At 72.3% G+C, this 26,973-nt stretch carries 26 protein-coding genes; 13 read left to right on the top strand and 13 right to left on the bottom strand.

The features are described from left to right. Positions 1–393 precede the first annotated feature (393 nt). From ppsA to EXE50_RS07730, 3 genes are all read left to right on the top strand, one after another. On the top strand, positions 394–2,739 hold the full coding sequence (gene ppsA / locus EXE50_RS07740; RefSeq protein WP_137704771.1) for a phosphoenolpyruvate synthase: 2,346 nt from the start codon (positions 394–396) through the stop codon (positions 2,737–2,739). A 76-nt stretch (positions 2,740–2,815) separates the two neighbouring features. Continuing rightward, the gene (mfnA, locus tag EXE50_RS07735) at positions 2,816–3,910 is read left to right on the top strand and encodes a tyrosine decarboxylase MfnA (protein ID WP_053771684.1); all 1,095 of its coding nucleotides are present in this window, start codon (positions 2,816–2,818) and stop codon (positions 3,908–3,910) included. Between the two features lie 96 nt (positions 3,911–4,006). Further along, positions 4,007–4,645, top strand: a complete 639-nt coding sequence (locus EXE50_RS07730) for a halocyanin domain-containing protein (protein WP_053771685.1) — start codon at positions 4,007–4,009, stop codon at positions 4,643–4,645. A 39-nt stretch (positions 4,646–4,684) separates the two neighbouring features. Here the strand turns inward: EXE50_RS07730 and EXE50_RS07725 are convergent, their stop codons facing one another. After that, the gene (locus EXE50_RS07725; protein ID WP_053771686.1) at positions 4,685–5,734 is read right to left on the bottom strand and encodes a glycosyltransferase; all 1,050 of its coding nucleotides are present in this window, start codon (positions 5,732–5,734) and stop codon (positions 4,685–4,687) included. Between the two features lie 142 nt (positions 5,735–5,876). On the opposite strand from EXE50_RS07725, the gene EXE50_RS07720 reads away from it, so the two are divergent. Then, positions 5,877–7,682 carry a S9 family peptidase gene (locus EXE50_RS07720; protein WP_053771687.1) on the top strand — a complete coding sequence of 602 codons (1,806 nt, stop codon included), beginning with the start codon at positions 5,877–5,879 and terminating at the stop codon, positions 7,680–7,682. Between the two features lie 87 nt (positions 7,683–7,769). After that, the gene (locus EXE50_RS07715) at positions 7,770–9,215 is read left to right on the top strand and encodes a PAS domain-containing sensor histidine kinase (RefSeq protein WP_137704770.1); all 1,446 of its coding nucleotides are present in this window, start codon (positions 7,770–7,772) and stop codon (positions 9,213–9,215) included. 30 nt (positions 9,216–9,245) lie between these two features. Here the strand turns inward: EXE50_RS07715 and EXE50_RS07710 are convergent, their stop codons facing one another. The 5 genes from EXE50_RS07710 to EXE50_RS07690 form a co-directional block, all read right to left on the bottom strand. After that, complete coding sequence (locus EXE50_RS07710; protein ID WP_053771963.1) at positions 9,246–10,031, bottom strand: aldo/keto reductase; 786 nt, start codon at positions 10,029–10,031, stop codon at positions 9,246–9,248. Between the two features lie 142 nt (positions 10,032–10,173). Then, entirely contained in the window at positions 10,174–12,720 is a 2,547-nt protein-coding gene (locus EXE50_RS07705) for a cation-translocating P-type ATPase (RefSeq protein WP_137704769.1), read from the bottom strand. Between the two features lies 1 nt (position 12,721). Beyond that, the gene (locus tag EXE50_RS07700; RefSeq protein ID WP_053771690.1) at positions 12,722–13,558 is read right to left on the bottom strand and encodes a sulfite exporter TauE/SafE family protein; all 837 of its coding nucleotides are present in this window, start codon (positions 13,556–13,558) and stop codon (positions 12,722–12,724) included. Between the two features lie 139 nt (positions 13,559–13,697). Continuing rightward, positions 13,698–14,123, bottom strand: coding sequence for a plastocyanin/azurin family copper-binding protein (locus EXE50_RS07695; RefSeq protein ID WP_053771691.1), 426 nt, complete (start codon positions 14,121–14,123; stop codon positions 13,698–13,700). Between the two features lie 107 nt (positions 14,124–14,230). Further along, the gene (locus EXE50_RS07690) at positions 14,231–15,025 is read right to left on the bottom strand and encodes a helix-turn-helix domain-containing protein (RefSeq protein ID WP_137704768.1); all 795 of its coding nucleotides are present in this window, start codon (positions 15,023–15,025) and stop codon (positions 14,231–14,233) included. A 134-nt stretch (positions 15,026–15,159) separates the two neighbouring features. Here EXE50_RS07690 and EXE50_RS07685 point away from each other — a divergent pair, with 134 nt between their 5' ends. From EXE50_RS07685 to EXE50_RS07665, 5 genes are all read left to right on the top strand, one after another. Beyond that, positions 15,160–16,692: an NAD(P)/FAD-dependent oxidoreductase gene (locus EXE50_RS07685; RefSeq protein WP_137704767.1), complete on the top strand. Its 1,533-nt coding sequence runs from the start codon at positions 15,160–15,162 to the stop codon at positions 16,690–16,692. A 203-nt stretch (positions 16,693–16,895) separates the two neighbouring features. Continuing rightward, positions 16,896–17,714: a bacteriorhodopsin gene (locus EXE50_RS07680; RefSeq protein ID WP_053771964.1), complete on the top strand. Its 819-nt coding sequence runs from the start codon at positions 16,896–16,898 to the stop codon at positions 17,712–17,714. Positions 17,715–17,813: 99 nt separating this feature from the next. Then, a complete protein-coding gene (gene pth2 / locus EXE50_RS07675) occupies positions 17,814–18,152 on the top strand; it encodes a peptidyl-tRNA hydrolase Pth2 (RefSeq protein WP_053771694.1) in 339 nt (112 codons plus the stop codon). Then, on the top strand, positions 18,153–19,637 hold the full coding sequence (truD, locus tag EXE50_RS07670; RefSeq protein WP_137704766.1) for a tRNA pseudouridine(13) synthase TruD: 1,485 nt from the start codon (positions 18,153–18,155) through the stop codon (positions 19,635–19,637). A gap of 104 nt (positions 19,638–19,741) precedes the next feature. After that, positions 19,742–20,296 (top strand): GMP synthase subunit A, encoded by a 555-nt coding sequence (locus EXE50_RS07665; RefSeq protein ID WP_053771696.1) that lies wholly within the window; start codon positions 19,742–19,744, stop codon positions 20,294–20,296. A 32-nt stretch (positions 20,297–20,328) separates the two neighbouring features. Here EXE50_RS07665 and EXE50_RS07660 read toward each other — a convergent pair whose 3' ends face one another. The 7 genes from EXE50_RS07660 to EXE50_RS07630 all read right to left on the bottom strand — a co-directional run bounded on the left by EXE50_RS07660 (position 20,329) and on the right by EXE50_RS07630 (position 23,707). Further along, entirely contained in the window at positions 20,329–20,754 is a 426-nt protein-coding gene (locus tag EXE50_RS07660) for a universal stress protein (protein ID WP_053771697.1), read from the bottom strand. 114 nt (positions 20,755–20,868) lie between these two features. Continuing rightward, positions 20,869–21,135 carry a DUF3194 domain-containing protein gene (locus tag EXE50_RS07655; protein WP_137704765.1) on the bottom strand — a complete coding sequence of 89 codons (267 nt, stop codon included), beginning with the start codon at positions 21,133–21,135 and terminating at the stop codon, positions 20,869–20,871. Positions 21,136–21,139: 4 nt separating this feature from the next. Next, complete coding sequence (locus EXE50_RS07650; protein ID WP_053771965.1) at positions 21,140–21,526, bottom strand: prefoldin subunit beta; 387 nt, start codon at positions 21,524–21,526, stop codon at positions 21,140–21,142. 108 nt (positions 21,527–21,634) lie between these two features. Next, a complete protein-coding gene (locus EXE50_RS07645) occupies positions 21,635–21,886 on the bottom strand; it encodes a KEOPS complex subunit Pcc1 (RefSeq protein WP_053771699.1) in 252 nt (83 codons plus the stop codon). Between the two features lie 23 nt (positions 21,887–21,909). After that, entirely contained in the window at positions 21,910–22,044 is a 135-nt protein-coding gene (locus tag EXE50_RS07640; protein ID WP_006114270.1) for a DNA-directed RNA polymerase subunit P, read from the bottom strand. A 4-nt stretch (positions 22,045–22,048) separates the two neighbouring features. After that, positions 22,049–22,315, bottom strand: a complete 267-nt coding sequence (locus EXE50_RS07635; RefSeq protein WP_006114269.1) for a 50S ribosomal protein L37ae — start codon at positions 22,313–22,315, stop codon at positions 22,049–22,051. Between the two features lie 456 nt (positions 22,316–22,771). Then, positions 22,772–23,707 carry a sulfide-dependent adenosine diphosphate thiazole synthase gene (locus tag EXE50_RS07630; RefSeq protein WP_137704764.1) on the bottom strand — a complete coding sequence of 312 codons (936 nt, stop codon included), beginning with the start codon at positions 23,705–23,707 and terminating at the stop codon, positions 22,772–22,774. Positions 23,708–24,029: 322 nt separating this feature from the next. On the opposite strand from EXE50_RS07630, the gene pyk reads away from it, so the two are divergent. The 3 genes from pyk to EXE50_RS07615 all read left to right on the top strand — a co-directional run bounded on the left by pyk (position 24,030) and on the right by EXE50_RS07615 (position 26,920). Then, positions 24,030–25,787, top strand: coding sequence for a pyruvate kinase (gene pyk, locus EXE50_RS07625; RefSeq protein ID WP_137704763.1), 1,758 nt, complete (start codon positions 24,030–24,032; stop codon positions 25,785–25,787). Positions 25,788–25,904: 117 nt separating this feature from the next. After that, positions 25,905–26,192 carry a hypothetical protein gene (locus tag EXE50_RS07620; protein WP_053771703.1) on the top strand — a complete coding sequence of 96 codons (288 nt, stop codon included), beginning with the start codon at positions 25,905–25,907 and terminating at the stop codon, positions 26,190–26,192. Positions 26,193–26,293: 101 nt separating this feature from the next. Beyond that, complete coding sequence (locus EXE50_RS07615) at positions 26,294–26,920, top strand: NfeD family protein (RefSeq protein ID WP_137704762.1); 627 nt, start codon at positions 26,294–26,296, stop codon at positions 26,918–26,920. Positions 26,921–26,973: the final 53 nt, after the last annotated feature.

The following is a 26,973-nucleotide window of genomic DNA, read 5'->3' as shown; positions in this document are numbered from 1 at the left end:
CGGTTCGCTGTCCCCGACCTTCGGCCCTTGTTTTCGCTCGCGGCCGCGGCGGTCTCGTCGCGGCCCTGCTCTGGACCCCGACAGACATTGTCGTCCCGTCGGACTCCCGTGTAGCGCTCGTCCGTTCACGTGGTCGCCCAACGAGTGCGGACAGGGGGATAGAAGGACCGGAGGTAACGTGTGAGCAGCGAAGTATCCATGTCCGGATCTGGGAGGCTGTGACCGGGATTGCCGCAGTCACCGCCGAAGGAGTTCCGAACTGAAGCCGCTGCTCAGCGATTCGGGGTGTCCACTCCGACTCGCGGTGATAACTCGGCGGCGAGTAATCTTTTATTCATCGGTGCGGCTGCCGGAAGCTTCATACGTCGGCTCGCGGATCCTCCGGACACACGAATGGCAGTACGCTTGCTGGAGGACGTCGATGCCGACGACGTCGGGACCGTCGGCGGGAAGGCCGCGTCGCTCGGGGAACTCATCGGTGCGGGGCTCCCGGTTCCGCCGGGGTTCGCCGTCACCGCGGGGACGTACCGCACGTTCATCGAGGAGGCCGGGATCGACGACGAGCTGTTCGAGGCGGTCGACGTCGACCCCGAGGACTCCGCGGCGCTCCGCGAGGCGGAGGAGCGCGCGGAGGAGCTGATCCTCGGCACGCCGTTCCCCGAGCCGGTGCGCGAGGAGATCCTCGACCGGTACCGGGCGATGGGCGAGGACGGCGAGGAGGCGTTCGTCGCCGTGCGCTCCTCGGCCACCGCCGAGGACCTGCCCGACTCCTCGTTCGCCGGACAGCAGGAGACGTTCCTCAACGTCCGCGAGGAGGACCTCCTGCGGCGCGTGAAAGAGTGTTGGGCCTCGCTTTTCACGCAGCGCGCTATCTACTACCGACAGCAGCGCGGGTTCCCGCACTCGGAGGTCGACATCGCGGTCGTCGTCCAGCGGATGGTCGACGCCGAGAAGTCCGGCGTGATGTTCACCAGCCACCCCTCGACGGGCGAGCCGCAGGTCACCATCGAGGCGGCGTGGGGGCTCGGGGAGGCGGTCGTCTCCGGCACCGTCTCGCCCGACAACTACGTGTACGACCGCGAGCGCGGCGCGGTCGACAAGGTAACCGTCGCGGACAAGAAGGTCGAGATGGTGAAGGACGCGGAGACCGGCGAGACGGTCCAGCTCGACGTCGAGGAGGAGCGCCGACACGAGCGGGTCCTCTCCGACGCGGAGATCGGTGACCTCGTCGAGCTCGGCGAGCGCGTCGAGTCCCACTACGGCGCTCCCCAGGACGTCGAGTGGGCGATCTACGACGGCGAGATATACATGCTCCAGTCGCGCCCGATCACGACGATCCGCGAGGACGCCGGCGGCGAAGCGGGCGCGGACGAGGCCGGCGCGGCAACCGCGGACGGCGACGGGAGGGTGACGGACGACGGCCCCGACCGCGGGACCGCCTCGAACGGCGACGACGACGCGGACGTGCTCGTCGACGGGCTCGGCGCGAGCCCGGGGGTCGTCTCCGGCGCCGTCCGGATCGTCCACAAGCTCGACCACCTCGATCAGGTCCAGGAGGGCGACGTGATGGTGACGGAGATGACGATGCCGGACATGGTGCCCGCGATGAAACGCGCCGCCGGCATCGTCACCGACGAGGGCGGGATGACGAGCCACGCGGCGATCATCTCCCGCGAGCTCGGCGTCCCCGCGGTCGTCGGTACCGGCAACGGGACGCGGGTCCTCGAGGACGGCCGGCAGGTCACCCTCGACGGCGACAAGGGGACGATCCGGGCCGGCGAGTCCGAGTCGGCCGAGCCCGGCGAGGAGTTCGAGCCGGTGGAGGCCGCGCGTCCCGAGACGCCCGTCAAACCGATGACGGCGACGGAGGTGAAGGTGAACGTCTCGATCCCGGAGGCGGCCGAGCGCGCCGCGGCGACGGGCGCCGACGGCGTCGGCCTGCTCCGGATCGAACACATGGTGCTCTCGCTCGGGAAGACGCCCGAGCGGTACATCGCCGACCGCGGCGCCCGCGCGTACCAGGACGAGCTCATCGAGGGCGTCCGGCGCGTCGCCGACGAGTTCTACCCCCGCCCGGTCCGCGTGCGCACCATCGACGCGCCGACCGACGAGTTCCGCGAACTGGAGGGCGGCGAGGGCGAGCCGGCCGAACACAACCCGATGCTCGGCTGGCGGGGGATCCGGCGGAGCCTCGACAAGTCGGAGCCGTTCCGCCAGGAGCTGGCCGCGTTCGCGCGCCTCTACGACATGGGGTACGACAACCTGGAGGTGATGTTCCCCCTCGTCAACGACGCGGCCGACGTGGAGGGGATCACGGCACACATGCGCGAGGCCGGGATCGACCCCGAGACGCACCGCTGGGGCGTGATGGTCGAGACGCCCGCCAGCGCGCTCCAGATCGAGGAGCTGGCGAACGCCGGCATCGACTTCGCCTCCTTCGGCACCAACGACCTCACGCAGTACACGCTCGCGGTCGACCGCAACAACGAGCACGTCGCCGACCGGTTCGACGAGCTCCACCCGGCCGTGTTGCGGCTCATCGGCGACACCGTCGAGGCGTGCCGGGAGCTCGGCGTCGACACCAGCATCTGCGGGCAGGCCGGCTCGAAGCCCGAGATGGTCGAGTTCCTCGTCGAGAAGGGGGTCTCCTCCATCTCGGCGAACATCGACGCGGTCCGGGACGTCCAACACGAGGTGAAGCGGACCGAACAGCGGCTCCTGCTGGATTCGGTCCGCTGAGGCCGCCAGCGGGGATTCCCTCGGACGCATCCGAGAGCGGAACGGGTAAGAGCCGCCCCCGGCAACGGGAAGGCAGATGCGACAGCCGGAACCGGAGCCGCAGTCGTTCGACCGGGTGCTCTCCTCGATGTGTACCGAGCCGCACCCGGACGCCAGCGCGGCCGCCGAGCGGTTCCTCGCGACGAACCCCGGCGACCCCGCCACCTACGAGTCGGTCGCGGAGCTGGAGGCGCGGGCGGTCGAGGGGCTCGCGAGGCTCGCGGACCACCCGGCGCCGGCCGACGCCGCGGGGTACGTCACCTCCGGCGGCACCGAGGCGAACATCCAGGCGGTGCGGTCCGCGCGGAACCGGCACCGCGGGAGCGAGGGCGGACGCGACGCGGCAGCGGTCAACGTCGTCGCGCCCGAGAGCGCGCACTTCTCGTTCACGAAGGCGGCGGCGCTGCTCGACGTGGAGCTGCGGACGGTCCCCCTCGACGACGGCTACCGCGCGGACACCGACGCCGTCGCGGCCGCGGTCGACGACACCACCGCGCTCGTCGTCGGCGTCGCAGGCAGCACGGAGTACGGCCGCGTCGATCCGATCCCGGAGCTGGCAGCGATCGCTGACGAGGCGGGGGCGCGGCTTCACGTCGACGCGGCGTGGGGTGGGTTCGTCCTCCCGTTCACCGACCGCGACTGGTCGTTCGCCGACGCGCCGGTCGACACGCTGACGATCGACCCCCACAAGTTCGGGCAGGCGCCGGTCCCGTCGGGGGGGTTGCTGGCCCGCGAGGACGCCGCGCTCGACGCGCTCGCGGTCGACACGCCCTACTTAGAGACGCGGTCGCAGGCGACGCTGACCGGGACGCGGAGCGGCGCGGGCGTCGCCGGCGCCGTCGCCGCGATGGACGCGCTGTGGCCCGACGGCTACCGCGAGGCGGCCGAGCGCGCGGCCGACAACGCCGACTGGCTCGCGGAGGGGCTCGCCGACCGCGGGTACGACGTGGTCGAGCCCGAGCTCCCGCTCGTCGCGGCCGACGTGCCCGAACCGACGTTCGCCGCGCTCCGCGACGCCGGCTGGAAGGTGTCGCGGACCGGGGCGGGCGAGCTCCGCGTGGTGTGTATGCCGCACGTGACGCGGTCGACGCTGCGGGCGTTCCTCGACGACCTCGACCGGATTCGCCGGTAACCGGCCGAGCGACCGGTCGAGCGACCGGTCCGGGGCGATCGCTCGCGCCGCGTTCGGATCAACATATTCACTACGGGCCACCACGAACCGCCTCGTATGAGTTCGGACGACGTCTCTCGGCGCGCGTTCATGCGGACGGCCGCCGGTGCGACGGCCGCCGCCGGCGCGGCGACGGCGACGGCGGGGACGGCGGCGGCACAGGAAGTGGAACCCGACTGGCCGAGCGCCGCCGTCGGGAACGTGGGCTCGTACACCGACGCCCGCGGCCAGGACTCGGTGACCATCTCGGTCGGCGCCGGCGACCAGGGCCTCGCGTTCGACCCGACCCTCGTGTGGGTCGACGAGGGGACGACGATCACCTGGGAGTGGACGGGCGCCGGGGGCTCGCACAACGTCAAGACGGTCGACGGCGGCGGCCCGGCCAGCCTCGACAGCGGCGACCCCGTCGGCGAGGAAGGTGCCACCTACGAGTACGAGACGTCGAGCGAGGACGCCGGCATCACCCACTACCACTGCGTCCCCCACACCGCGGTCGGCATGCACGCCGGCCTCGCCGTCGGCGAGGACGTCGCCACCGTCGAGGTGGGCGGTGACAGCGGCTCGAACGCGGTGTTCGTCCCGGACGCCGCGCGCGCGCTCGGCATCGCGACGTTCATCGCGATGGTGAGCACGCTTGGCCTGGCGTTCGTCTTCATGAAGTACGGCGGCACGATCACCGGCCGCGAGCAGGCGTAGCGGCCGGCGACAGACCCTTTGCGCCGCCCTCGCGGCGACTCACTCCCCGTCGACGACGTCCTCGTACAGCGCCACGTAGCGGTCGACCACGGCGTCGTGGTCGAACGAGGCGAACTCGCGGTCGACGGCGCGGCGGTCGAGGTCCCCGACCGCGACGAACTCGTCGGCCAGCTCGGCCGGGCTCGTCACGAGCCGCCCGCGCTCGCGCCCCTCGACGAGCTCGTGGGCGCTGGAGTCGGCCTGGTACTCGACGAGGGCGACGCAGCCGCAGGCGACCGCCCACAGCAGGTCGGTCGCGAACGTCTCCCACGTCGCGGTCGCGACGGCGACGTGCGTCCCCTTGAATATCGGGACCCGCTCCTCGGTCGGGAGGTCGCCGAGGAACTCGACCCGGTCGTCGATCCGGAGGTCGCTCGCGGTCGCCTCGATCCGGCCGCGCTCGGGCCCGTCGCCGATCACCGCCGCCGTCCAGTCGCGGCCGCGCAGCTCGGCGAGCCCGAGGAGGAACGTCTCGACGTTGGCGTGGCGGTCGAGCCGCCGCGAGTACACCGCGTCGAACCGGTCGTCAACGCCCGCGGACTCGACGGCGTCGAAGTCGATGCTCTCCGGGAGCACTCGCACGTCGTCGCCGTCGGCGCCGTGTTCGCGGACGCGCGTCTTGGTCGTCCGCGAGGGCGTCGTCACCGCGTCGGCGCGCCGGGCGAGCGGCCGGTACCAGCGGCGGGCGTCGGCGGGGTGGTCGCGCCACCAGTCGACGACGACCGGGACCCGCGAGAGCGACCCGGCCACCGTGGCGGCGAGCGCCGGCGTCGGCGGGCTGTTGACCGCGTGGACCACGTCGGGGTCGACGCGGCGGACCGCGCCCGGCAGCCGCGCGGCGAAGGCCCCGGGCGCGGGCTCCGCGGTGACCGACCGGTACTCGATCCCGTCCTCGTCGAAGGCGTCGACGTCGCCGCCCCACCACCGGGCGCAGAGCCAGACGACCTCGTGGCCGCGGGCGGCGAGGCCGCGGGCGGTCCGCAGGGTCCGCGTTCGCGGCGGAGTCTCCCCGTGTCCGGGAGCGAAGAGCGAGGCGAACGCGACGCGCATACGCCGACCGCACGGGGGGCGCCGGTAAAAAGACACGGCATCCGGTCGGGAGACGACGCGCTGACGGCGACCGGACCGGCCTCCCCTCGCCCGGGGTTCCGTCACCCGAAGCGGTTTCACGCCGCGCGCGGTACGGGTCCGCATGCGACAGTACGACATCGAGCGCTACCTCAACGTGCGGAACGCGGGCGGCGCGGACCTCGGCCCCGACGGACGGCTGTCCTTCCTCCTCAACACGACCGGCACGGGGCAGGTGTGGTCGCTCCGCGAGCCGGAGTCGTGGCCCGAACAGCACACCTTCTTCGAGGAGTCCGTCTCCTTCGTCGACTCCTCCCCGGAGCGCTCCGAGGCCGTCTTCGGCATGGACGAGGGCGGCAACGAGCGCGCGCAGCTGTACCGGCTCGACTACGAGTCCGGCGCGATCGAGAACCTCACCGACATGCCGGAGGCGAAGCACCGGTGGGGCGGCTGGGACTCGGCCGGCGACCGGTTCGCGTTCGCTTCGAACCGCCGCGACGAGGCCGTCTTCGACGTGTACGTCCAGGGGCGCGACGAGACGGGCGACGACGCCGAGCTGGTGTACGAGGGCGACGGCTGGCTCTCCGTCGCCGGGTGGTCGCCGAGCGACGACCGGCTGATCGTCCACGAGGCGCACTCGTCGTTCGACCACGACGTGTACACCCTCGACCTGTCGACCGGCGACCTGACCCACCACACGCCCCACGAGGGCGACGTGCGGTACAGCAGCCCGGAGTGGGGGCCCGGCGGCGAGGGCGTGTACCTCGTCACCGACCGCGAGACCGACACGCTCCGCTTGGAGCGGCTCGACTTGGAGACCGACGAGTTCGCCGTCGTCGCGGACGGCGGCGAGTGGAACGTCGACGGCGTCGCGATAGACGAGGACACCCGCCGGCTCGTCTACTCCCGGAACGTCGACGGCTACACCGAGCTCACCGCCGGCGAGCTCGTCGCGCCCGACCGGATCGACGAGTTCCCGACGCCGGAGCTCCCGAGGGGCGTCGCGGGCGGCGTGAGCTTCGGGCCCGACGGCGATCGGTTCGCCGTCACGTCGACGGGCAGCACGCACAACGCGAACGTCTTCGTCGTCGAGGCGACCACCGGCGAGGCGGAGCGGTGGACGCGCGCCTCGACCGCCGGCATCCCCGCGGACACGTTCGTCGAGCGCGAGCTGGTCCACTACCCCACCTTCGACGGGCGGGAGATCCCCGCGTTCTTCTCCGTGCCCGAGACGGAGCCGCCGGAGTCGGGCTACCCGGTCGTCGTCGACATCCACGGCGGGCCGGAGTCGCAGCGGCGGCCCTCCTTCGCCTCGGTCACCCAGTACCTGCTGAACAACGGGTACGCGGTCTTCGAGCCGAACGTCCGCGGCTCCTCGGGGTACGGGAAGGCGTACTCCGGGCTCGACGACGTGGAGAACCGGATGGACTCGGTGAAGGACGTCCGCGAGGGCGTCGGGTGGCTCCACGACCACCCCGAGGTCGACCCGGACCGCGTCGTCGCGATGGGCGGCTCCTACGGCGGCTTCATGGTGCTCGCGTCGCTGACGGAGTACCCGGAGCTGTGGGCCGCGGGCGTCGACATCGTCGGCATCGCGAACTTCGTCACGTTCCTCGAGAACACCGGCGACTGGCGCCGCTCGCTGCGCGAGGCCGAGTACGGCTCGCTCGACGGGGACCGCGAGTTCCTCGAGTCCGTCTCGCCGATCAACAACATCGAGCGGATCGAGGCCCCCCTCTTCGTCCTCCACGGCGAGAACGACCCGCGGGTGCCCGTCGGCGAGGCCGAACAGATCGTCGAGGAGGCCCGCGAGCAGGGCGTGCCGGTCCGGAAGCTGATCTTCGAGGACGAGGGGCACGGGTTCGCGAAGCTCGACAACCGGATCGAGGCGTACCGCGAGATCGTCGACTTCCTCGCCGAACACGTCTGACCGGACCGCGCGGTCGCTCTCCCCGCGTCTTCACGGTCGTCGAACGGCCGTGACGGTTATACGGGCTCGCCGACGAACATGGGGAGAATGAGTGCCTCCGAGCCGTACGAGCTACTGCTCGACCAGGCGCAGGACAAGGTCGCCCTGTTGAGCGTCGACGGCGAGTACACGTACGTCAACGCGGCCGCGGAGGAGATCCTCGGGTTCGAGCCTGACGAGCTCGTCGGGACGAACGCCTTTGAGTACATTCACCCCGACGAGCGAGAAGCCGTTCGGCGCACCTTCGAGGGGGCGATCCGGACCGACGAGTTCACGGAAGTCACGGCGGAGTACCGCCACCGGGCCGAGGACGGCTCGTGGGTGTGGCTGGAGAGCCGCATGTCGAACCTCACAGACGGGGAGCTCGACGGGTTCGTCGTCAGCTCGCGGGACATCACCGACCGCGTGGCGGCCGAGCGCGAGCGCGAGGAGGCGACCGCGCACCTCCGGGAGATCGCCGCGGTCTCAAGCGACGTGCTCTGGATGTTCGACGCCGAGTGGTCGGAGCTGCTCTTCGCGAACCCGGCGTACGAGGAGATGTACGGGGCCTCGCTCGACGAGCTCCGCGGCGACCCCGCGACGTTCCTCGACGCGGTCCACCCCGAGGACCGCCCCGCCGTGAGGGAGTCGATGGAACGGCTCTCCGCGGGCGAATCGGTCGACATGGAGTACCGAGTAAACGCCGCGGAGAACTACAAGCGGTGGGTCTGGGTCCAGGGCGAGCCGATCGTCGAGGACGGCGAGGTCGTCCGGATCACGGGGTTCGCGAAGGACGTCACGGACCGGCGGCGGCGCGAGCGCCAGCTCGTCGTGATGGACAACCTCCTGCGCCACAACCTCCGGAACGACCTCAACATCGTCCTCGGGACGGTCGAGGAGCTCGAAGACGAGGTCCCCGAGTCGGCGGCGCACACGGCGGTGATCCGGCGGGTCGGCGAGAGCCTCCTCGACACCGCACGGAAGGAGCGGGAGGTGATCGAGCTCATCACCGACCAGCGGGAGACCGACGCGGTCGACCTCCGGAGCGTGGTCGAGGAGGCCGTCGAGACCGTCCGCGAGCGGTATCCGGAGGGGTCGATCGCGGTCGGGGAGCTCGACGCGGTCGTCGTCGACGGGCGCTGCGAGCTCCGCTCGGCGGTGATCGAGCTCTTAGAGAACCCGTTCCAGCACGCGGACGACGGGAGTCCGACGGTGACGGTGCGGCTCCGCCGCACCGAGGGGGGCGCCGAGCTCGTCGTCGAGGACGACCTCCGACCGATCCCGGCCATCGAGGCCGACGTGCTCACCGGCGACCACGACATGAGCCACGTGTACCACAGCAGCGGGCTCGGCTTCTGGCTCGTCTACTGGAGCGTGGAGCTGTCGAACGGGAGCGTGTCGGTCGCGGTCGGCACGGAGGTCGATACGGAGGCCGGCGAACCCGGTGAACGCGGCTCTGCGGGCGACGACCGCGGCAACCGGATCACGGTGTCGCTGCCGCGCGCGGCGGAGTGAGCGGCGGTCCGCGCGAACGCGGGCCGGCGGTTACCAGTCCGGCCCGAAGTCGGGGTTGAGCTGGCGGTCGGTGCGGCCGAGGTCGTCGATCGCCGCGACGTCCTCGTCGTCGAGGTCGAGGTCGACGCTGGCGAGGTTGTCGCGGATGTGGTCGATCCCGGTCGCCTTCGGGATGGCCGTGACGCCGGACTCGCGGAGCCACGCGAGGCTCACCTGCGCAGCGCTGACGCCGTGCTTCTCCGCGATGTCGACGATCGCCGGGTCGTCGAGGACCTCGCCGCGCGCGAGCGGCGAGTAGGCGACCAGCTCGACGCCGTTGGCGTCGGCGTACTCGCGGAGCTCCTCCTGGCGGAGCAGCGGGTGCATCTCGACCTGGTTCGCGAACGGCGCCTCGCCGAGCGCGTCCGCCGCGGCGTCGAGGTGTTCCGGCTCGAAGTTGGAGACGCCGATGCGGTCGATGAGGCCGTCGTCGCGCAGCTCGGCGAACGCCGGCAGCGTCTCTTCGGGCTCGTACTCCCCGGCCGGCCAGTGGACGTACATGAGGTCGACCGAGTCGACCCCGAGCGTGTCGAGGCTCTCGCGGGTCGACGCGGCCACGTCGGCGGGCGCGAGGTTGTCGATCCACACCTTCGACGCGAGGAAGACGTCCTCGCGGTCGACGTCGCTCTCCGCGATCCCCTCGCCGACGGCCGCCTCGTTGCCGTAGATCTGGGCGGTGTCGACGTGGCGGTAGCCGGCGTCGAGCGCGTTCGCGACCGACTCGGTGCACTGGGCTGGCTCGTCGTTCTCCCACGTGCCGAGCCCGAGGACGGGCATGCCGTTCCGGGTCGGGACCGCGGGCTGCTGCTGTTGATCGGTCATCGCACCCGACTACTCGCGTGAGCCGAAAGTCGCTTGCGGTAGGGGCGGGCGCGGCCGGGTCGCGGCGCGAGGCGCCGCCGCGAGTCGTGTCGGCGGGTCAGTCGTCGAGCAGCGCCCGCGAGGAGTTCGTCACCACGAGCAGGCTCGACGCGCCCATCGCGACGGCGGCGAAGAGGGGGTTCAGGAGCCCGGTCGCCGCCAGCGGGATGGCGACCGCGTTGTAGCAGAACGCCCAGCCGATGTTCCCCTTCACGCGCCGGCCCGCCGCCCGCGCGAGCTCGAAGACGGTCGCCACGGAGCCGAGTTCGTCGTCGACGATCGCCACGTCGGCGGCGTCGGCCGCCATCGCGGTGCCGCCGCCGAGCGCGATCCCGAGGTCGGCCGCCGCGAGCGCCGGCGCGTCGTTCGTGCCGTCGCCGACCATCACGGTGACGCCGCGCCGCTTCAGCCGCCCGACGGCCTCGGCCTTCCCCTCCGGCGGCACGCCGGCGAACACCGACGAGACGGCGTCGTGCTCCGCGAAGACGGTCGCGGCGCGCTCGTCGTCGCCGGTGAGGACGATCACCTCGACGCCCGACTCGTCGAGCGCGGTCACCGTCTCCTCCCAGCCGTCGCGCAGCTCGTCGCCGACCACGACAAACCCCTCGGCCGCGCCGTCGCAGCCGACGGCGACGGGGACGCGCCCCACGTCGCGCGCGGCCGCGACCGCCTCGCGGACCTCGTCGGGGACGGTCCAGCCCCGCTCGTCGAACAGGGCCGGATGGCCGACGACGACCTCGACGCCGTCGACGACGCCGGAGACGCCGCGGGCGTGGCTCTCGAAGGACTCGACCGCGGGAGCGTCGCCCCCGTCTCCGGACTCGCCCACCGCCGCCGCGGCCCCGCCGTCGGCGACCGCCGGCGTCGCGCCCTCGTCGCCCGCCTCGCCGGGACCGGCCTCGGCCGCGTCCGCCGCGGACCGCGCCGCCGCGATGGCCTGCCCGACCGGGTGCGCGGACCGCGATTCGAGGGCGGCCGCGAGCCGGAGCAGGTCGTCGTCGACCTGCCGCTCGATCGGCCGCATCTCGCCGGTCGTCAGCGTGCCGGTCTTGTCGAAGACGACCGTGTCCGCGTCGCGGATCCGCTCGAAGACGGTGTCGTCGAAGACGACGACGTTACGTTCGAGCGCGTCGCGGATCCCGGCGGCGACGGCGAGCGGGGTCGCCAGCCCGAGCGCGCAGGGACACGAGACGATCAGCACCGTCAGTCCGACGAGCATCGCGTCGGTGGGGGCGCCGCCGAGCGCGAGCGACGCCCCGGCGGCGACCGCGGCGATGACGAGGACCGCCGGGACGAACACGGTCGCGAGCCGGTCCGCGAGCTTCTGGACGCCGTGGTTCCCGCTCTGGAGGTCGTAGACGAGCTCGGCGACGCGGTCGAGGCTGGAGGCCGCGTCCGGCCCGACCGCGACCGTGAGCGAGCCGTCCGCGACGACGGAGCCGCCGACGACCGGGTCGCCGGCGACCTTCCGGACCGCCAGCGACTCGCCGGTGACGACGGACTCGTCGACCGCGGCGTCGCCGTCGACCGCCTCGCCGTCCACGGGGACCCGCTCGCCGGCCCGGACGAGGAGCCGGTCGCCCGGTTCGAGCGCGTCGACGGCGACGGACTCCGTCTCGCCGTCGCCGGTCAGCCGCCGCGCGTCGTCGACCTGGACCGCGGTGACCTCGGAGAGGAGCGCCGTCGCCCGGTCCTTCACCGAGTCCTCGTAGTGGTTCCCGACCGTGACGATGACGACGATCGCGACGGTCACGTCGTAGTATATCGAGGGCGACTCGACGAAGATCACCGCGAGCGTGCTGTAGAGGTACGCGCTCACCGCGGCGATGGCGACCAGGAGGTCCATGTTCGGCGAGCGCGTCTTCGCGCTGACGTACGCGCCGCGGAGGATCGGCTTCCCGGTGAAGAAGAGGACGATGGTGGTGAGGACGCCGATGACGATGAAGAAGTACGTGCCCGAGGTCGAGGCCATCGCCTCGTCGAGGTACGTCAGCGTGCGCTCGTCGTAGAACGGGAACGCGAAGTACGTCGGGTAGATGAGGACGATGTACTGCAGCATCACCGCCATCCCGACGAGGACGCCCGCCGCGAGCCGCGCCGTCGCCATGTTGCTCGCCTGCCGCCTGGAGAAGGCGTCGTCGCGGGCGTACGCGCTGTACCCGAGCCCGCTCACCGTCTCGGTGAGGTCGTCGATCGTGACGGCGTCCGGGTCGTGGTCGATCCGCACCGTGTCGGTGACGTAGCTCGCGCTCGCGCCGCTGACGCCGTCGGCGTCGGTCGCGACCGTCTCGATGAACGCCTCGCAGGTCGCGCAGTGCATCCCGTCCACCTCGAGGAACGCCGCCTCGTGGCCGTCGGGCACGTCGCGGTCGCCGTCGGCGTCCGTCTCGTCGCCCGCGGCACCGTCCCGCGCCCGTCGCCGCTCTCGGACCGCGTCGGCGTCCACGTCGGCGTCCCCGAGGGCGCCGTACACGTCCCGGCAGCCGGTACAGCAGAAGCGGTTCTCCTCGTCGTCGGTCACGTCGACACCCTCGGTCGGGAGCTCGCAGAGGGTACAGGCGGCGGGGTCGTCGCGCGCGCCCGCGGCGCCCTCGGTCGCGCTCATCTCACATCCCTCCCATCATCCCGGCGTCGAGCGGGTTCCAGAACGGGAGCCGCGGGTGGGGCACGTGGATCCCGACCGACATCAGCCCGTGCGCGAACAGCACGTAGCCGAGCGCGACGAACGCGAGGCCCAACAGCCGGTGGATCCGGCGGCGGTGGGCCGGGTCGACGCTCTCGATCAGCGTCCCGTAGGCGAAGACGGCGGGGATCGTCCCGAGCCCGAGGGCGCCGAGCGCGACCCCGCCCGCGACCGCGGAGCCGCTCGCGAGGGCGTACAGGTACGCGGGATAGAGGATCGGACAGGGGAGCAGCCCGTGGACCGCGCCGAGCGCGACGATCCCCGGCCCGTTCGCGAGGCGGTCGACGTGCCCCGTGAGCCAGCCCGTGACGCGTTCGAGCCCGGGGAGGTGGACGCCGCCGGTCGCGCCGCCGAGGAGGTACCGGACGCCGACGGCGATCACGGCCGCGCCGACGAGGAGCCCGACCCCGCCGCGGACCGCCGTCGCGGCGCCGGTCAGCGTCGCCGTCGTGACGAGGACCGCGCCGCCGAGCGCGCCGAGGAGGGTTCCGATCGCCGCGTAGCTCGCGGCCCGCCCGAGGTTGAACAGCGCGTGCTGGCGCACCTCGTAGGTCGTCAGGTGCCCCTCGCGGCCGGCCTCCGCGCCGGCGACGCCGGCCGCGCTCGGCTCGCCGCCGTCCGTCCGCCCGCCGTCGGCGTCCATCCGGCTCGCGTAGACGGTGACGAGCGGGCCGCACATGCCGATACAGTGGGCTCCGCCGAGCAGTCCGATGGCGGCGAACAGCAGCACGTCGGTCCCGAGGAGCGGCGAGAGGGCCATGCGAGTCAGTCACCTCCCGTTCGGTGCGCGGGCGTGAATGGGTTTCGCTGCCGGGGGTCGGCCGAGCGGGGCGCGGTGCGGCGGTCGGCGGCGGGACGGAGCGACGGTCGGCGGGCGGCGTCGACGCTGATCACGCCGATCACTCCTCCACGACGACGGTGCCGAACATGCCGCCCTCGCGGTGGGGGATACAGACGTACTCGTAGGTCCCGGGGACGGTGAACGTGTGCTCGTACCGGTCGCCGTTCTCCAGTCGCCCGCCGAAGTCGGACTGCCACGCCGACAGCGCGGCGTCGTAGTCGTCGAAGCCGCCCGAGGCGAAGAACTCGGCGTCGTCCGGGATCCCGCCGTCCGTCGCGGTGACGGTGTGGGCCCGCGCGCTCGTGTTCTTCCAGACGACGGTGTCGCCGACCGAGACCGTGACCTCTCGCGGCTGGTACGCGGCGGCGAGCATTCCGACGTCGTAGTCCGGCTCGCCGCCGACGCCGGCGCACCCGGCGAGGCCCACGGCGGCCGCGGCGCTCGCGACGCCGCCGGTCCGTCGAAGGAACCGTCTGCGATACATACCTTACCTGAGCGCCTGAGGGGTTTCAATACCGCGGTCGACCCCGCCGCGTGGGAACGGATCCGTCCCCGGGGAGCCCGTCCCCGCGGAGCCGTTCGCGGCGGGGCTCACCCGCCGACGAGGTCGTCGAAGACGCGGCGCTGCGCCGCCGCGAGGTGCTCCGAGAACGTCGCGCGAGCGATGCCGATGGCGTCGGCCACCTCCGTCGCGCTCGCCTCGCGGGGGTGTTCGAAGTAGCCGAGCCGCTGGGCGGTCCGGACCACCTCGCGCTGGCGCTCCGTGAGCCGCCCCAGGTCGACCACGACGGGGTCGGACCGGGTGTCGGCGCCGCCGGAGCTGGTGAGCCGTTCGAGCCGGACCGAGCCGCCGGTCGCCTCCAGCGCGTCGATCACGTCGCCGAGCGGGTCGGCCGCGGGCAGCGACAGCCGGAGGCGGACGCGGTCCGGCGCCGTGCGGACCGTGACCGACGAGACGGGGTAGCCGAGCGACTCGACGGCGTCGGACGGGAACTGGCCCGCCGCGCGGCTGCGGCAGCGGTAGACGAACTCGTCGCCGCCGTCGAAGACGAGCTCCGCGTCGACCGCGCGGTCGGCGCGGAACTGCGAGACGACCGCCCCGTCGACCCGGACGCGGTCGACGTCCTCCGCGACCGCGCCCGGCGGGAGCGCCGCCGCCACCGGCGCGGGGCTCGGGTCGTGAACGACCACCTCGACGCGGACGCCGGCGCCGTCGCGACCGCCGGCCCCGGACCGGTCGGCGGCTCGGGACGCGTCGGACCCGCTCCGCGCGGCCCCAGAGCGCGCGAGACCGTCGGAACCGGGGTGGCCGGCGGTACCGGGGCTGTCGGCGGTATCTGGGCTGTCGGCGGAGCCGCCGTCCGACGACCGCGACCGCCGTTCCATGTATCGATCCTGCGCCCGAAGCCGGAAAAAAAGGAAGCCGAACGAGTACGCGTCGCGGCAGCTCGTCGGAGCGCCGAATAAAGAGCCGTCGAGAGTTGGCAATCACACACAGGGCGCGAGCCCCTACCGACCCCATGAGCGACGAGCCGCTGCGCGGAGCCTCGGTGGGAGTGGTCGGCGGCGGCGTCGGCGGGCTCTCCGCCGCCGCCTACCTCGCGGCCGGAGGCGCGGAGGTGACGCTGTACGAGCGCGCAGAGCGCGTCGGGGGAGTCGCCGGTCGGTTGGAGCTGGACGGGTTCCGGTTCGACACCGGCCCCTCGTGGTACCTGCTCCCGGACCTGTTCGAGCGGTTCTTCGAGGACTTCGGCCGGTCGCCCGACGAGTTCTACGACCTGCGTCGGCTCGACCCGCACTACCGGGTGTTCTGGGACGACGGCGACCGCGCCGACGTGCCCGCCGACCCGGCCGCCGCCGCAGACCTCTTTGAGTCCTACGAGCAGGGCGCCGGCGAGGCGTTTGAGCGGTACCTCGACGACGCCGAGCGGGCGTACGACGCCGGGATGGAGCGGTTCGTCCTCCCCGGGCGGTCGCGGTTCCGCGACTACCTCTCGCTCGACGTGCTCGCGGGCGGCCGCGAACTCGACCTGCTCTCCAGCCTCGACGAACGGGTGCGGTCGTACGTCGACCATCCGAAGCTCAGGCAGCTGCTGGAGTACACGCTCGTCTTCCTCGGGGGGTCGCCCCACAACACGCCGGCGCTGTACCAGCTGATGAGCCACGTCGACTACGGGCTCGGCGTCTACTACCCGATGGGCGGGATGTACGAGGTGGTCGAGGCCGTCGCGGCGGTCGCCCGCGACGCCGGCGCCGACGTTCACACCGGCGTCGAGGTGACGGGCCTCGAACCGGTCGACGGCGGCGTCGAGGTCGAGCTCGGCGGCGACCGCTACGTCCACGACCGCGTGGTCTGTAACGCGCCGCCCGCCCACGTGGAGCGCGAGCTGCTCCCCGAGGGCACCGTCTCGCGGCTCGGCGACTACTGGGAGCGGCGGACGTACGGCCCCTCGGCGCACCTGCTGTACCTCGGCGTCGAGGGCGAGCTACCGGAGCTGGCGCACCACACGCTCGCGCTCCCGACGGACTGGGACCCGCACTTCGCGGCCATCTTCGACGACCCCGCGTGGCCGACCGGCGAGACGGAGCCGGTCGTGTACGTGAACGTCCCGTCGCGGACGGACCCCTCGGTCGCCCCCGACGGCCACGAGGCGGTCGTGACGCTCGTGCCGCTCGCGCCCGGGCTCGACGACACGCCGGACCGGCGGGCGGCGCTCAGGGAGCGCGTCCTCGACGCGGTGGACTCGCGGGCCGGCGTCGACCTCCGCGACCGGATCGTCGCCGAGGAGTCGGCGTGCGTCTCGGAGTTCGCGGCGCGGTTCGACCAGCCCGGCGGGAGCGCGCTCGGGCTCGCGCACACGATGCGACAGACCGGACCGCTCCGCCCCGGACCGCGCGTCCGCGGGACCGACCGCCTCTACTACGTCGGCGGGAGCAGCAATCCGGGGATCGGCGTGCCGATGTGCCTGCTCGGCGGGGAACACTGCGCGGCCGCGGTCGAGGCGGACGTCGCCGGCGGCCCGCTCGACCGGCTGCCGCTGGTCGGACGTTGAGCACGGAAAGAGTCGAAACGCGCGTCCAAATACGCGTTCTGGAACGGTAATATATCAAAAAATACGGGGAGAGGCGGGAGACTGTCAGAAAAACCTTACCAGTCAGGTTAGTACATTTAATAAACACGCCACGTGTAATAGAACGTCGCATGATAGAAACAGCAGCGGCCGACCTCCTGGCGCAGAGTACCGTTCCGCTCGAAATGACGCAGACCGAGGTATTCCAGTTCATTCAGAGCAACACCCTCCTGGCCTCGTCGCTCTGGATCAACATCGCCCTCGCGGGGCTGTCGATCCTCCTGTTCGTCTACATGGGACGGAACGTGGAGGACCCGCGCGCCCAACTGATCTTCGTCGCCACGCTGATGGTACCGCTGGTGTCCATCTCCAGCTACACGGGGCTCGTCTCCGGACTCACCGTCAGCTTCCTCGAGATGCCGGCCGGCCACGCGCTGGCCGGCGCGGGCGCCGGCCCCGAGGGCGGGGTGTTCACTCCGTGGGGTCGGTACCTCACGTGGGCGTTCTCGACGCCGATGATCCTCGTCGCGCTCGGCCTGCTCGCCGGCTCGAACCTGAGCAAGCTGTTCACCGCCGTGGTGGCCGACGTCGGGATGTGCGTCACCGGGCTGGCCGCCGCGCTGACCACGTCCTCGCTCCTGCTGCGCTGGGTCTGGTACGGCATCAGCTGCGCGTTCTTCGTCGTCGTCCTCTACATCCTGCTCGCGGAGTGGGCGAAGGACGCCGAGGTCGCCGGCACCGCCGACATCTTCAATACGCTGAAGGTGCTCACCGTCGTCCTCTGGCTCGGCTACCCCATCTTCTGGGCCCTCGGCGCCGAGGGGTTCGCCGTGCTCGACGTGGCGATCACCTCGTGGGCGTACAGCGGGATGGACATCATCGCGAAGTACCTCTTCGCGTTCCTCCTGCTGCGCTGGGTCGTCGACAACGAGCGGACCGTCGCCGACATGGCCGCCGGTCTCGGCGCGGCCTCCCGCGGCGGCGCGGCGCCCGCCGACGACTGATCGGTCGCGGTCGGTCCCCCGCTATTTTCACCGTCGACGAGCGCCGCGGCCCGGCGTCGGAGAGAAAAGCGCTAAACCCGCGGCGGCGGTGGTGACGGTATGAAACAGGCCATCGTCGCCCGGACGGACGTCGGCATGGGCGAGGGGAAGCTCGCCGCGCAGGTCGCGCACGCGTCGCTGTCGGCGTACCAGGACGCGAGCGACCGGGCGCGGAAGAAGTGGCAGGGCGAGGGGCAGAAGAAGGTCGTGCTGAAGGGGAGCTCCGAGAGCCAGCTCTTCGAACTGGCCGACAAGGCCGACAAGGAGGGGCTTCCGTACGCCGTCGTCCGGGACGCCGGCCACACCCAGCTCGAACCGGGGACCGTCACCGCGCTCGCGGTCGGCCCCGCCCGCGACGACAGCGTCGACCGCGTGACCGGCGACCTCCCGCTGTTCTGAATGGCCGACGGCGATTCCCTCCGCGAGGCGCACCCGACGGAGCGCGCGGTCGGTATCGAGTACTACGCCAGCCGCGCCGACGGGATCGGCGGGCGGCTGCGCGAGTCGCCCGAGGACTTCCGGGTCCGGGAGCTGGAGGCGTTCGACGCGGAGCCGCTCGACGCCGACCCCGGCAGCTACCCCGACCTCGTCGTCCGGGCGACGCTCCGCGACTGGGACACCAACGACTTCGCGCGCCGGCTCTCGGACGCGCTCGGCGTCAGCCGCGAGCGCGTCTCGTGGGCGGGGACGAAGGACAAGCGCGCCGTCACGACGCAGCTGTTCACCGTCCGCGGCGCCGACGCCGACGACCTCCCGGAGATCCGCGGCGCCGAGATAGAGCCGCTCGGCCGGGCGGGCCGGAGCCTCTCGTTCGGCGACCTCGCGGGCAACGCCTTCGAGATCCGCGTCGCGGACGCGGTCGACGGCGCCCCCGAGCGCGTCGCCGAGGCGGTGCGGGACCTCCGGGCGTTCGCGGGCGACGTCAACGGAGTAGACGCGGACGGGAGCAGCGGCCCCGGCGGGGACGGGTCGATCGAGGCGACCGTCGGCGTCCCGAACTACTTCGGCCAGCAGCGGTTCGGCAGCCGGCGCCCCGTCACTCACGTCGTCGGGCTGGCGATCGCGCGGAACGACCCCCGGGAGGCGGTCCGGCTGTACGCCGGGAACCCCGCCGCGGCGGAGCCCGACGATACCCGGGCCGCGCGCGACCGAGTCGACGCGGCGTTCGGCGTGAGCGGCGACTCCGGACCCGACGGCGGGCCCGCCGCCGACGGCACGGGCGACGGCGACTGGGCCGCCTGCCTCGACGCGATTCCCGGCAAGCTCCGGTTCGAGCGCTCGATGGTCCACCGGCTCGCCGACCGCGGCGTCGGCCCCGACGCGCCGCCGGACGACGAGGACTGGTGGCACGCGCTGGAGGCGGTGCCCTCGAACCTCCAGCGGCTGTTCGTCAACGCCGCGCAGTCGTTCCTCTTCAACCGGATCGTGAGCGAGCGGCTGCGCCGCGGGCTCCCGTTCGCCCGCCCCGTCGCCGGCGACGTGGTCTGTTTCGCCGACGGCGACGCGCCCGAGGGGCTGTACGCGCCGGACGCCGACCGCCTCCAGCGCGTCGACGCCGACCGGGTCGACGTGGTCTCGCGGCACTGCGAGCGCGGGCGGGCCTTCGTCACCGCGCCGCTCGTCGGCACCGAGACGGCGCTCGGCGACGGCGAACCGGGCGAGATAGAGCGCGAGGTCCTCGCGGACGCCGGCGTCGAGCCGGGCGACTTCGCGCTCCCCGGCGAGTTCGACTCGAACGGGACGCGGCGCGCGGTCCTCCTACGCACGGACCTCGACGTGACGTTCGAGGGCGGCGACCCGCGGTTCGCCTTCGCGCTCCCGAGCGGGTCGTACGCGACCGCGCTCCTGCGGGAGTTCACGAAGCGCGGCCCGCTCGACCTCTGATCGATCCGTATTCGTGGATCACTTCGGGGTTCGCGGGGTCGAAACCACCACGGGACTGTGTTCCGTTCCGAGCCGTTTTTGTGCGACAGCCGTCAATCGACGCCATGACTCGGATCGTCGTCATCGACCTCCACGGCCAGTTCACCCACCTCGAACGCCGGGCGCTCCGCGACCTCGGCGTCGACACCGAGATAATCTCGGCGGAGACGCCGGCCGACGAGGTCGAGGCGGACGGGGTCGTCCTCTCGGGCGGCCCGGACATGGACCGCGTCGGCAACGCGCCCGACTACCTCGACCGCGACCTCCCCGTTCTCGGGATCTGCCTGGGGATGCAGCTGATCGCCGCGGAGCTCGACGGCGCGGTCGGCGAGGGCGACTACGGCGGCTACGCCGACGTCGACGTCGAGATAACCGACGACGAGGACCCGCTCGTCGGCTCGCTGGCCCCCGAGACGCGCGTCTGGGCCTCCCACGCCGACGAGGTGACCGAGCTGCCGGACGGGTTCTCCCGCACCGCCACCTCCGACGTCTGCGGCATCGAGGCGATGGCCGACGCGGACGCGAACCTGTACGGCGTCCAGTGGCACCCCGAGGTCGCGCACACGGAGCGCGGCGAGGAGGTCTTCGAGAACTTCGTCGCGATCTGCGAGTCGGCGTAGACCGCGAGCGATTCGTCGACGTGCGCCGCGGGCTATTCGCTGACGCGCGCCGTCAACACCGGGAGTTCGCTGTATCGCACGACCCGCTCGGCGACCGACCCCGCCGCGATGAAGCGCCCGATCCCGGTGCGGCCGTGCGTGCCCATCACGATCAGGTCGACGCCGTAGTCCGCCGCCGCGTCGAGGATCTCCTCGTGCGGGCGGCCGCGGCGGAGGCGGCGTTCGCACTCGACGTCGCGCGTCGCGGCCGCCTCGGCGACCGCGTCGAGCACGCGCTCGCCGCGCGCCTCCTCGCGCTCGACGACCACGTCCCACTCGTCGGCGCCGGCGATGCCCTCGTCGACGACGAACAGCGCGTGGACCCGAGCGCCCGTCAGGGCGGCGAGGCCGCAGGCCTGCTCGGTCGCGGCGGCGCTCCCGGCGCTCCCGTCGGTCGGACACAGTATCGCGTCGTACATGTCGGCCCGACCCACGACGTGCGAGACGTTAACAGTATCCGATACGCGGGCGCCGGACGCGGTCGCGCCGCTCGTCGTCTCGGGGGCACATCGGTCGGAAAAGACGGCCGGCGCCTACGCCTCGAACAGCTCGTCGACGGCCTCGCCCGCGGTCTCGACCGCCTCCTGCGCGACCGCGTCCGGGTCCGGCCCGGCGTCCTCCGGGGCGTTGAGGTAGACGTCGACGTCGAGGACGTCCGCCTCGAACGTGACGGTGATGTCGAGGTCGGTGACCGTCGACTGGTCGTAGTGTTTGAACACGATCCCCTCGGCCGCCTCGGCAGCGGTGCGAACGACCTCGTCGTCGCTCGGCTCCGCGGCGGCGTCGGCGTCGTCGGGCACGGCCTTACGCGCCGCCGGCGCCCGGACCGCCCGGTCCCATCGGGCCGCCGCCGCCCGCGCCGCCCTGGAGCATCTGCTGGAGCTCGCTCTGGAGGTCGTCGAACTGCTCCTCGACGCGCTCCTCCTGCTTTTCGAGCTGCTCGACGCGGACTTCGAGCGAGTCGACCTTGTCCTCGAGGTCGTCGTAGGCGGACTCGTAGTCCGTCTCGACGAGGACCTCGCCGATCTCGCGGTACATCCCCGCGTCCTCGTCGACGTCTTCGAGGGCGTCGAGGGCGGTCTTGGACTCGTTGAGCGCGGACTGGGCCTGCTCCTTCTGCTCGGCGACCTGCTGTGCGGTCTCCTGAAGGTCCTGTAGCTCCTCGATCTTCTCCTGTGCCTCGGGCGGCATGTTCCCTTGCATGGGCGGACCGAGGCGGCCCGGACGGAAAAACCCACTACATCTCTCCCGCCCCGACAAGTCGGCAATACGACGGGTCTCGGAAACGCTCGCGTCGGTTTAGGCGTCGAGCCCGCCGACGCGCTCGGCGACCGCGACGACCCGGGACCAGCTGTTGACGCCGGCGCGCAGCGCCACGAGGTCGTCGGCGAGGACGCGGACGCGGACCGCGTCGCCCTCGCGGTCGACGGTCGCGGCCGAGCGGGCGTCGTCGATCTCGCCGACCTCGGGACCGAGCGCGTCGGCCACGACGCGTGCGCGCCGCTCGGAGGGGTAGGTGAACGAGAGGACCGTCTCGTGTGTGCGCGTCACGGTCCGTGGAGGGAGAGACGGCGTTACTCGACGTCGACTTCCTTGATGCCGCCGCCGCGCTCCTTCAGGAGGACGCGGTGGCCGCAGTACGGGCAGCGCACGCCGCCGTACTCGTCGAGGGTGACGTCGCGCTTACAGCGGGAGCACTTGTAGCTCATCGTCCTACTCCTCGTCGGCGAGCGCGGCGCGGATGGAGCGGCGGACGGTGCGACCGCCGGGCGTCTCGGGGCGGTACGCGCCGCCCGTGAACGTCTCGCCGGTCTCCTCGTTGACCCAGATGCCGGTACCCACGCGCTTCACGTCGTCGCCGTCGACGGTCGCGTTGCGCATCTCCTCTTCGATGTCCTGGACCCGCTTGCGGGAGACCCGGCCGTAACGGGCGCCGAATCGGCCCGCGCTGCCGGTGCTTCGAGCCTTGTCCTCAGCCATAGTAGCCACTCCTACCGCCAGCGCAGGTAAAAAGGCTGCGAGTTGCGGCGGTCGGAGCCGCCGACGGCGACGACGAAAGACGGGTGAGCGAGCGCGGCGGCGCGTGCCTGCGAGCGGCCGGAGCGAAGCGGAGGCCGCGAGGCAGCACGCGCGAGGGACGCCGTGAGTGACGGGCGACCGCAGGGAGCCCGGAACGAACGGCGAGGCTGGGGAGGTGTGAGGCTGCTGTGCCGTGCGGCGCGGGGCGGGACTCAAAGGGGCAGCCGGGAGGGCGACGGCGCGCGACGCAAGCACCGCAGCGAGGGAGCGGAGCGACCGAGTGCGGAGCGCAGCGAGCGCACCGAGCCCTCCCGGCCGGGGCGTTGGCGGTGTTCGCTACGGATCCCTACGGGCGATTCACGAGTAGACGCCTGAGGATTTGGAGGGGTGCGTTCCCGGAGCGTCAGCGGCGATGTATCAGTCGTCGGCGGGCGCGGGCGCGCCGCCGGTCGACAGCGTGACTTCGGGCGCGTCGACCTCCAGCTCGTCGAGGGCGGCCTGCGCGGCGCGCTTCCCGGAGACGAGCATCGCGCCGAACGTCGGACCCATCCGCGGGAGGCCGTGCGCGGTGGCGACCGCCATCCCGGAGGCGATCAGGCCGTCGTGGACGACGCCGGTGTGCTCGACGACGGCGTCCTCGCTCTCGCCGACCCACATCGAGTCGTGGCCGGGCGAGTCGTGGCCAGGGGCGCCGTACTGGTCGTCGCCCGTCTGGTCCATCCCGGTGTTGTGCTCTTTCGCGTGCTCGATGCCGGGCGCCGAGAGGACGCCGCGCTCGTCGAGCTTGCTGATCGCGACGGCGTCGTGGCCGGTCGCGTCGATGACGAGGTCGGACTCCACCGCGATGGGGTCGACGCAGGTGATCTCCCGGGGGAGCGCGTGGACCGGCGTCCAGTTCATCACGATGCCGCCGACCCGGTGGTCGTCGCGGACGACGAGGTCGGTGAACTCGGTCATGTTCTGGACGCGCGCGCCGGCGTCGCAGGCGGCCTTGATCAGCCCGGAGCAGGCCTCCGGGCCCGCGGCGGTGTAGAGCCCGTCCACGTCCGCGACCGGCTTGTAGTCCACGTCGAGGTCGCCGAGGATCTCCTGGGCGGGGTCCCGGACCGTGACGGTGTTCATCAGGAACCCGCCGAGCCAGAAGCCGCCGCCGAGGTAGTTGTTCTTCTCGACGATCATCACCTTCACGCCGCGCTCGGCCAGCTCCTTCGCGGCCATCAGCCCCGACGGGCCGCCGCCGAGGACGATCACCTCGGAGTCGGTGAAATCGAGGAACCCGTCGGTCCACTCGGTACCGATGGCCTTCGTCACGTCCGTCTCGCTCACGTCGCTGAAGCCGTCGAATCCGTTCATACAACTTGGTAGTATTACTTGGTTTTGAAATGCGTTGCGGTCGACACGGAGTTGTACGTATAAATGCTGTCGGCACCACCGACACGAACATCACCGGAGTCCCAGCCGAGAGGGCTCGGTGCGCTCGCTGCGCTCCGCACTCGGTCGCTCCGCTCCCTCGTTGCGGTGCTTGCCTCGCAGGCACGCGCCGCCGCAGTTCGGACTGCGACTCATCCACGCCGGGCACCGGACTGAACCCGCGGCGCGCCCGTCCGTCACGAACGTTCACTCGGGAGCGACTCAACCGGGTGCCTTTTTCCGGCGCTACGTCGAACCCGGCGGTATGCGAAACGCCAAGATCGTCTGTACGATCGGTCCCGCCTCGGACGACCGGGACACGATCCGCGGCCTCGCCGACGCGGGGATGTCCGTCGTCCGACTCAACGCCAGCCACGGGACCACCGACCACCGGGAGACGGTGATCGAGCGCGCCCGCGCCGTCGACGACGAGATCGACGACCCGCTCGCGGTGATGGTCGACCTGAAGGGCCCGGAGGTCCGCACGGCCGAGATCGACGAGCCGATCGAACTCGCGACCGACTCGGAGGTCACCTTCCTCGAAGCCGACGACGCGACGCCCGAGCGCGTCGGCCTCACCCACTCGATCGGGGCCGCCGGGCCGGGCGACACGATCCTCCTCGACGACGGCCGGATCGAGTGCCGCGTCGAGCGCGTCGACGGCGAGTCCGTGGTCGCCACGGTCGTCTCCGGCGGGAAGCTCGGCTCCCGGAAGGGCGTGAACCTTCCGGGCGTCGCCATCGACGTGGACCTGATCACGCCGGAGGACGAGACCGAACTCGACCTCGCCGCGCGCACCGACGCCGACTTCGTCGCGGCCTCGTTCGTGCGCGACGCCGACGACGTCTACCGGATCGCCGACGAACTTGAGGCCCGCGGCGGCGGCGACATCCCGATCGTCGCGAAGATCGAGCGCGCCGGCGCCGTCGAGAACTTGGAGGGGATCGTCGACGCCGCCGACGGCGTGATGGTCGCCCGCGGCGACCTCGGGGTCGAGTGCCCGCTGGAGGACGTGCCCGTGATCCAAAAGCGGATCATCCGGACCTGCGTCAACGAGGGCGTCCCCGTCATCACGGCGACGGAGATGCTCGACTCGATGGTCTCCTCGCGGCGCCCGACCCGCGCCGAGGCCTCCGACGTGGCCAACGCCGTCCTCGACGGCACCGACGCGGTCATGCTCTCGGGCGAGACCGCGGTCGGCGACGACCCCGTCAACGTCGTCGAGACGATGGACCGGATCGTCCGGGAGGTCGAGGCCAGCGACGAGTACGCGGAGACGCGCGAGCAGCGCGTCCCGACCGCGGAGGAGGGCTCCCGCACGGAGGCGCTGGCGCGCTCGGCGCGCTACCTCGCGCGCGACATCGGCGCGTCGACGGTCGTCGCCGTCTCCGAGTCCGGCTTCACCGCGCGCAAGACCGCCATGTTCCGGCCGGGCGTCCCGGTCGTCGCCACGACGCCGGACGACCGCGTCCGCCGCCAGCTCGCGCTCTCGTGGGGCGTCCGCCCCGTGCTGACCGGGTACGCCAAGGACATGGAGGCGATTCTCGACAACGCGGTCGACGCCGCGCTCGACCGCGGGGGGGCCGCGTCCGGCGACACCCTCGTGGTCCTCTCCGGCATGCTCACCGAGTTCGAGGGGACGAACACGACGAACACGCTGAAGGTCCACGTCGCCGCCGAGACGCTCGTGACGGGGAAGGCGGTCGTCGCCGGCCGCGTCGCCGCCCCGGTCCACCGGACCGCTGACGGCGACCTCGACGCGCTGCCGGCGGGCTCCGTCGTCGCGCTCGACGCCGGCTTCGACGGGGAGTTCTCCGGCGACCTCGACCGGATCGCCGGCATCATCGACGCCCGCGAGGGGATGACCGGCTACCCCGCCGTCGTCGCCCGCGAACTCGGCGTCCCGATGGTCTCCGGCGCCGGCCTCCCCGACTCGGTCGCGGACGGAACGACCGTGACCCTCGACGGCGAGCGCGGCGTCGTCTACGACGGCGACGTCCTCCGGGCGGCCCGCGAGCGGTAGGCCGCGCCCGATCCCGCCGACGCAGCGTCACCCGACGCGCCGCCATCGCGTGACCGCCCCGGCCCCGCGCCGCTTGCGCCCGCCAGCCATTTATTACGGAGTCGCGTAGGCCCGATCATGAGCGACGAATCCGGCGACGACGCCCGCGACGAGCGCGTGTCCGACGCCGCGGAGTCGACGGAGTTCGGCGACCGCAGCCGGGCCAACGATGCCGGCGATGAGGAGCCGGACGGCGGCGGCGAGTGGCGCTTCTCGGTCGACGACGTGGGGCCGAACGGCGTCACCGAGGACACCGCCACCCCGGCGGACGAGCCGATAGAGCCGGGCGACGTGGACCTCGAACACGCGGTCTTCGTCGTCCTCGGCGTCGCGCTCACCGTCGGGACCCTGCTGGTCGGCTTCTAAACGCGCGCGGTCGACGACCCGGACCGCAGAGGACGCCGCCGACCGACGGCGCCGCGGTCGCGCGTACCACCACTTATCAGGCCGCGGCCGTAGGACCGATTATGAACGCGCTCGCACAGTCCGGGCTCCTCTCCCCGGACACCCTCCCGCTCCTACTCCTGACCGCGGGGCTGCTGCTCTCGATGGCGGAGGCGCTCGCGCCGGGGGCGAACTTCATCGTCGTCGGCATCGCGCTCATCGGCGCGGGGCTCGGCGGCCTGCTCCTGGCGTCGTTCGGCGTCGCCGGCGCGCCCCTCACGCTGCTCATGGCGCTGCTGACGCTCGCGTTCGGCGCCGCCGCCTTCTACGGCTACCACGAGTTCGACCTCTACGGCGGGAAAGGGCAGCAACAGACCAGCGACAGCGACTCGCTGAAGGGGAAGACGGGGACGGTCACGGAGCGAGTGACCCCCACGGGCGGCGAGGTGAAGCTCGCCGGCGGCGGCTTCAACCCCCACTACTCCGCCCGGTCGATGGAGGGAACGATCGACGAGGGCGAGGAGGTGATGGTGGTCGACCCGGGCGGCGGCAACGTCGTCACCGTCGAGTCGATGGGGTACGTCGAGGACGACATCGACCGCGAGCTGGCGGCCGACCGCGCCCGTAAGGCCGCCGCGAACGAGGCGGCGGAGGCGGACGACGCCGACACAGAGGAGGTCGGGCGGGAGACCGAACTCGACCGGGAGTGACGCGGGCGGCCGGGCACGGCCCCGGAGCTGTGAGCGGAAAAGCACTTGTCCGT

It is taken from the genome of Halorubrum sp. ARQ200, assembly GCF_005435115.1.
GTDB lineage: Archaea > Halobacteriota > Halobacteria > Halobacteriales > Haloferacaceae > Halorubrum > Halorubrum tropicale.
The sequence above is the reverse complement of the archived record's forward strand: the minus strand, read 5'-3'. Positions and strand labels throughout refer to the sequence as shown.

What these genes read in the sequence shown, in the direction of transcription:
- ppsA (WP_137704771.1), top strand. Translation starts at nt 394, where the DNA reads ATGGCAGTACGCTTGCTGGAGGACGTCGATGCCGACGACGTCGGGACC.
- mfnA (WP_053771684.1), top strand. Translation starts at nt 2,816, where the DNA reads ATGCGACAGCCGGAACCGGAGCCGCAGTCGTTCGACCGGGTGCTCTCC.
- EXE50_RS07730 (WP_053771685.1), top strand. Translation starts at nt 4,007, where the DNA reads ATGAGTTCGGACGACGTCTCTCGGCGCGCGTTCATGCGGACGGCCGCC.
- EXE50_RS07725 (WP_053771686.1), bottom strand. Translation starts at nt 5,734, where the DNA reads ATGCGCGTCGCGTTCGCCTCGCTCTTCGCTCCCGGACACGGGGAGACT.
- EXE50_RS07720 (WP_053771687.1), top strand. Translation starts at nt 5,877, where the DNA reads ATGCGACAGTACGACATCGAGCGCTACCTCAACGTGCGGAACGCGGGC.
- EXE50_RS07715 (WP_137704770.1), top strand. Translation starts at nt 7,770, where the DNA reads ATGAGTGCCTCCGAGCCGTACGAGCTACTGCTCGACCAGGCGCAGGAC.
- EXE50_RS07710 (WP_053771963.1), bottom strand. Translation starts at nt 10,031, where the DNA reads ATGCCCGTCCTCGGGCTCGGCACGTGGGAGAACGACGAGCCAGCCCAG.
- EXE50_RS07705 (WP_137704769.1), bottom strand. Translation starts at nt 12,720, where the DNA reads ATGAGCGCGACCGAGGGCGCCGCGGGCGCGCGCGACGACCCCGCCGCC.
- EXE50_RS07700 (WP_053771690.1), bottom strand. Translation starts at nt 13,558, where the DNA reads ATGGCCCTCTCGCCGCTCCTCGGGACCGACGTGCTGCTGTTCGCCGCC.
- EXE50_RS07695 (WP_053771691.1), bottom strand. Translation starts at nt 14,123, where the DNA reads ATGTATCGCAGACGGTTCCTTCGACGGACCGGCGGCGTCGCGAGCGCC.
- EXE50_RS07690 (WP_137704768.1), bottom strand. Translation starts at nt 15,025, where the DNA reads ATGGAACGGCGGTCGCGGTCGTCGGACGGCGGCTCCGCCGACAGCCCA.
- EXE50_RS07685 (WP_137704767.1), top strand. Translation starts at nt 15,160, where the DNA reads ATGAGCGACGAGCCGCTGCGCGGAGCCTCGGTGGGAGTGGTCGGCGGC.
- EXE50_RS07680 (WP_053771964.1), top strand. Translation starts at nt 16,896, where the DNA reads ATGACGCAGACCGAGGTATTCCAGTTCATTCAGAGCAACACCCTCCTG.
- pth2 (WP_053771694.1), top strand. Translation starts at nt 17,814, where the DNA reads ATGAAACAGGCCATCGTCGCCCGGACGGACGTCGGCATGGGCGAGGGG.
- truD (WP_137704766.1), top strand. Translation starts at nt 18,153, where the DNA reads ATGGCCGACGGCGATTCCCTCCGCGAGGCGCACCCGACGGAGCGCGCG.
- EXE50_RS07665 (WP_053771696.1), top strand. Translation starts at nt 19,742, where the DNA reads ATGACTCGGATCGTCGTCATCGACCTCCACGGCCAGTTCACCCACCTC.
- EXE50_RS07660 (WP_053771697.1), bottom strand. Translation starts at nt 20,754, where the DNA reads ATGTACGACGCGATACTGTGTCCGACCGACGGGAGCGCCGGGAGCGCC.
- EXE50_RS07650 (WP_053771965.1), bottom strand. Translation starts at nt 21,526, where the DNA reads ATGCCGCCCGAGGCACAGGAGAAGATCGAGGAGCTACAGGACCTTCAG.
- EXE50_RS07640 (WP_006114270.1), bottom strand. Translation starts at nt 22,044, where the DNA reads ATGAGCTACAAGTGCTCCCGCTGTAAGCGCGACGTCACCCTCGACGAG.
- EXE50_RS07635 (WP_006114269.1), bottom strand. Translation starts at nt 22,315, where the DNA reads ATGGCTGAGGACAAGGCTCGAAGCACCGGCAGCGCGGGCCGATTCGGC.
- EXE50_RS07630 (WP_137704764.1), bottom strand. Translation starts at nt 23,707, where the DNA reads ATGAACGGATTCGACGGCTTCAGCGACGTGAGCGAGACGGACGTGACG.
- pyk (WP_137704763.1), top strand. Translation starts at nt 24,030, where the DNA reads ATGCGAAACGCCAAGATCGTCTGTACGATCGGTCCCGCCTCGGACGAC.
- EXE50_RS07620 (WP_053771703.1), top strand. Translation starts at nt 25,905, where the DNA reads ATGAGCGACGAATCCGGCGACGACGCCCGCGACGAGCGCGTGTCCGAC.
- EXE50_RS07615 (WP_137704762.1), top strand. Translation starts at nt 26,294, where the DNA reads ATGAACGCGCTCGCACAGTCCGGGCTCCTCTCCCCGGACACCCTCCCG.